The 3,735-nt window shown below is 69.8% G+C and carries 3 protein-coding genes and 2 pseudogenes; all 5 read right to left on the bottom strand.

The window, feature by feature from the left end:
• Window positions 1–1,236: pseudogene (locus ROTAS13_RS20830) on the bottom strand (ATP-binding protein); the annotation flags it as partial.
• Between the two features lie 10 nt (window positions 1,237–1,246).
• Window positions 1,247–1,876, bottom strand: a complete 630-nt coding sequence (locus tag ROTAS13_RS20825; RefSeq protein ID WP_075823288.1) for a hypothetical protein — start codon at window positions 1,874–1,876, stop codon at window positions 1,247–1,249.
• A 5-nt stretch (window positions 1,877–1,881) separates the two neighbouring features.
• The gene (locus tag ROTAS13_RS20820; RefSeq protein ID WP_239370931.1) at window positions 1,882–2,325 is read right to left on the bottom strand and encodes a hypothetical protein; all 444 of its coding nucleotides are present in this window, start codon (window positions 2,323–2,325) and stop codon (window positions 1,882–1,884) included.
• Window positions 2,326–2,477: 152 nt separating this feature from the next.
• Entirely contained in the window at window positions 2,478–3,011 is a 534-nt protein-coding gene (locus ROTAS13_RS20815) for a hypothetical protein (protein WP_075823287.1), read from the bottom strand.
• A 9-nt stretch (window positions 3,012–3,020) separates the two neighbouring features.
• Window positions 3,021–3,735: pseudogene (locus tag ROTAS13_RS20810) on the bottom strand (hypothetical protein); the annotation flags it as partial.

Raw genomic sequence — 3,735 nt, 5'->3', positions numbered from 1 at the left:
GCTCAGCGTGCCCTCGAGCGGGTCGCCGGCCACCGACGTGGCCTTGCAGTTGCCCCAGCCTTCGATGCGCTGCGACAGGGTAGAGGCGCGGCGGCGCAGCTTGCGCGTCTCCTCGATCGGCGCCCAGGTCGCGAAGGAGGCGCGCAGCCGGACGCTGACATGGCTTTCAGCCCGAGCCCGCTCCAGCGCCTCGAAGGCACGGCGCAGGTCGGCGTTCTGCGGGAACATACCCAGGAACTTGGCGCCGATGTCCTTGAACATCATGGAGAGCTTACCACCGCCCTCGACCACGAAGGCGGCACGCCAGGGAATGCGGTCACGGCCGAGCGGGGCGGCCAGCTCCATGAAGGGACGCGGATCCTCCGGCCCCATCCGCAGGTCGACATGGACGTACTCGTACTCGCCGATGCGGACCCGCTGCCCGCCCTGGGTCTCGGCGTCGGCATGGAAGATCTGGCTGGGGATGGAGGGCCAGAGCAGCCCTTCGGTCGTCGGCTTGGTGACATGGTCCTCCGGCAGGCGCCCCATCACCCGGTCGCCCTGGAGCGTTGCCTTCCACGGCGAACCCGCGGTCTCACGGTAGATGGTCTCGCGCATCACCTTGAGCGCCTCATGGGCCGTCAGCTCGGTGGAGGCGATGTTGTGGCCGTGGAGCGACGCCACGACGCGGGCGACGAAGGCCGAGTGCCGGGCCGCCATGATCTCGCAGCGCAGATAGTAGCGCTGGCTGTCGCCCACGCGGGGGCACTCGCGGGCTAACGCATCCTGCTCCTCCTTCATCTGCTTGCGCTCTTCCTTGGTCAGAACGCCGCGCCGGGTCCAGAGGACGTAGTAGGAGGCCTCCCAACGCATGAGCTTCGGCCAGCGCCGGCTGCGCTCGCCCAGGATATCCGTCAGATCGAGGCCAAGCTCGCGCGCGACGCCCCGGCAGCTTTCCATGTTGATGCGCTCGATCTCGACTGCCGCAAGGTCGGGGTCGGAGATGTAGAAGCCCACGATCGCGTGGCCTTTCTCCTCCAGGGCGCCGGAAAGGTCGATCCGCTGCGCGGTCGCGATGTGCTCGATCTCGGCCCGGGTCGGCTGCCGCCGCAGCCCGTCGATGCGCAGGAACGTCACGTAGTCCGAGTGCTTGGTGACGAGCGCGCCGCCATGTGTCGTCTCCACCTCGCAAAAGGAGGGGAGGGGCTGGCGCAGTAGCAGGGTGGCGCTGGCCAGCAGCTTGTCGAAGCCGAGCATGGGGACCCTTTCAGATGCGGGGTTGCGAAGCCCCGAGCCAGCCCTGCAGCATGTCGGGGTAGATGTCCTGCCCGTCGCGGAAGAGTTGCCCCAGCGGCAGCAGGCGCAGCCCGGCCAGCAGCCCGGCCCGGTTCGCGTAGGAGGACGGGCTGAGAGCGAGCAGAGCCGTGCCGAGTTCGGCAAAGGAGTTGCTGCCCAGGCGGTCGCGGGCGGGTGCCGCGCGCTCCAGCAGGGCCCGGAAGGTGCGGTAGGCGGGAACGAGCTCCGCAGCGCGGGCTCGCGGAGGGCGCCGCGCCGTGACCGGCTCGGCGTGGCGACGCAGGGCGAGGTGGATGCCGCGGACCAGGCAGATCAACCCGGCCTGCGACATCTCCGGCAGCCAGATCAGCGTTGCCTCCGCGTCGATATGCGGGCGGTCGGGATGCTGGCACAGGTGGCAGAGCGGACAGGCTGGGACGACATTGGCGGCCGATAGGTCGGTGTGGTCGCCGTTGCGGTGGAACGGCTCCTGCCGGCCTGCGGCATCGAAGCCGCAGAACCGGCAGCAACCCTGATGGGCACCTGCCTGCCCCACCTCCTGCCCGGCATCGGCGGTCCAGGCCGAGGGGTGGGCCGAAAGGAGGAGCGGCAGGAGACGCATGGCGCTTACTGGAAGCTGACCACGCCGGCGGTGCTGGTCACCGAGGCGGCCGTACCGGTGGTGGTCTGCGCGGCCTTGTTGATCCAGCTGCCGCCCGTGACGAAGAGGCCGCACAGCACGAGGCCGGCGAGGCCCATCGCCACCCGGCCGCCCTCACGGTTCTGCGGCTGGCGCGACTGCCAGAGCGCCCAGACGCCGCCGATGAAGCAGACCAGCGCGGCGCAGTACATCAGGGTAGACGCCAGGAAGCCGCCCGTGGTCGAGCCTTCCTGCGCCATGGTCTGCAGCTGGGCGCCGATGCCGTTGCCGGCCGCCTGGGCGAAGGCACCGCCTGCGAAGATCACCGAGCCGAGCAGGCCGGTGCCGGCGGCCACCAGGGCGCGGCCGCGGCGGAAGGGACGCCGGGCGATCACCGCCGGCACGGTCGAGTTCATCCTGATGAGATCCACGGTGAGGCTCCTGTTCCGAGAGAGTCCATCCCTCTCTCGCTTCAGGATCGCGGCGCGTGGTGCGAATGGATCGAAGAAAATACAGGCCCGGAAAAGAATCATCAGCCTGACCGGGGATCAGGCTGACACGGAGTTCCGATGGCGGTTCAGGCTCAAACGAAGAAGTTGACGAGCCACTGCGAGATGGTCAGCACGTTGATGAGCATGACCGCGAACACGAACTGCACGAAGCAGCCGCCGGGCGTGCGGCGGCTGGTTCCCTTCATCACCGACCACAAGGCGTAGACGGCGGCGAAGGCCATCATCGCGCCGAACGCCTGGAAGAACAGCTGGAAGATCTGCACGATGTTGACGATGCTGTCGGCCGGAGTGCTGCCGAGCACCTCGGTCGTGGCGGGCGCCGTGTAGCTGGTCAAACCTGCGGCGACACCAACGGTGATGCTTGATCCGCCGCTGCGGTTGGCGAGCGTCAGGAGGCGGTCGAAAGACGCGAAGGCGCCGCAGAACAGCAGCGCCACGATCGGCACCCACGGCTTGCCGCGGAACGGGTTGTCGGGCTGGGATTGCCGCCAGAAGCCCCAGCCCGCGAACAGGAACAGCGAAAGCGCCGCGATATAGCAGAAGGTCGGCAGCAGGACCTGAAAGGCCTGCCCGACGGCTGCCGCGAAATTGGCGAGACCCTGCATATCGGCGCGCTACCGGATCGAGCCGCGTTCGGCGGTGAGCACCCAGGCCGTGCCCTGCTGGGCGATGGACCGGACCCTGCCATAGCCGGGGACCTCATCGCCGACACCGACCTGCAGCAGGTTGCCGACATCGCCCGTGCGGTCGATCTCGGCCAGCATGGCGAGGCCCGGCGAGGCCGCCTGCACGCGGTAGCGCCTCGGCGCCGTATCATGCGCCGAGGGAGCGGGCGGCGCGCTGGCGGCTAGGCGGACGCTTCGGCTGGCCGGAGTGCCCGGATGCGGCGTGGGCGCTGTCACCGTCACCGAGACCGGCGTCACCGGCGGCGACGAGGCCGGCAGGGGTACCGGGGCCGCGGCAGGGGAAGCGCCGGCGCCCATGGCTGCACCAATCGCGCCGCGGGCTTCGGCGAGGGCGAGGCGCCGGTCATAGTCGCCCAGCTGGGTGTCGAGGCGTTCGCGCATCTGCTGGACATCGGCCCGCAGCTGGGCGTTCTCCGTGCGTTGGTTGCGCACGAGCACGCCGAGTTCCGTCACCAGGTTGAGCACCTCCACCTGCTGCGGGGTGGTCATCGGGCTCGCCTGCAGGGTCGCGACCCGCTGCGCCGGGTCAACCGGAGCGATGGCGCTTGCCGCCGGCGGGACGGAAGGCGTCGCGGGGTGGGGCGGTGTTGCGGTCTGAGCCGGCGACGGCGCAGCGAGGCTCGCCTGCACCTGGGGGCTGGGC

Source organism: Roseomonas sp. TAS13 (assembly GCF_001950415.1).
Taxonomy (GTDB): domain Bacteria; phylum Pseudomonadota; class Alphaproteobacteria; order Acetobacterales; family Acetobacteraceae; genus Roseomonas; species Roseomonas mucosa.
The sequence above is the reverse complement of the archived record's forward strand: the minus strand, read 5'-3'. Positions and strand labels throughout refer to the sequence as shown.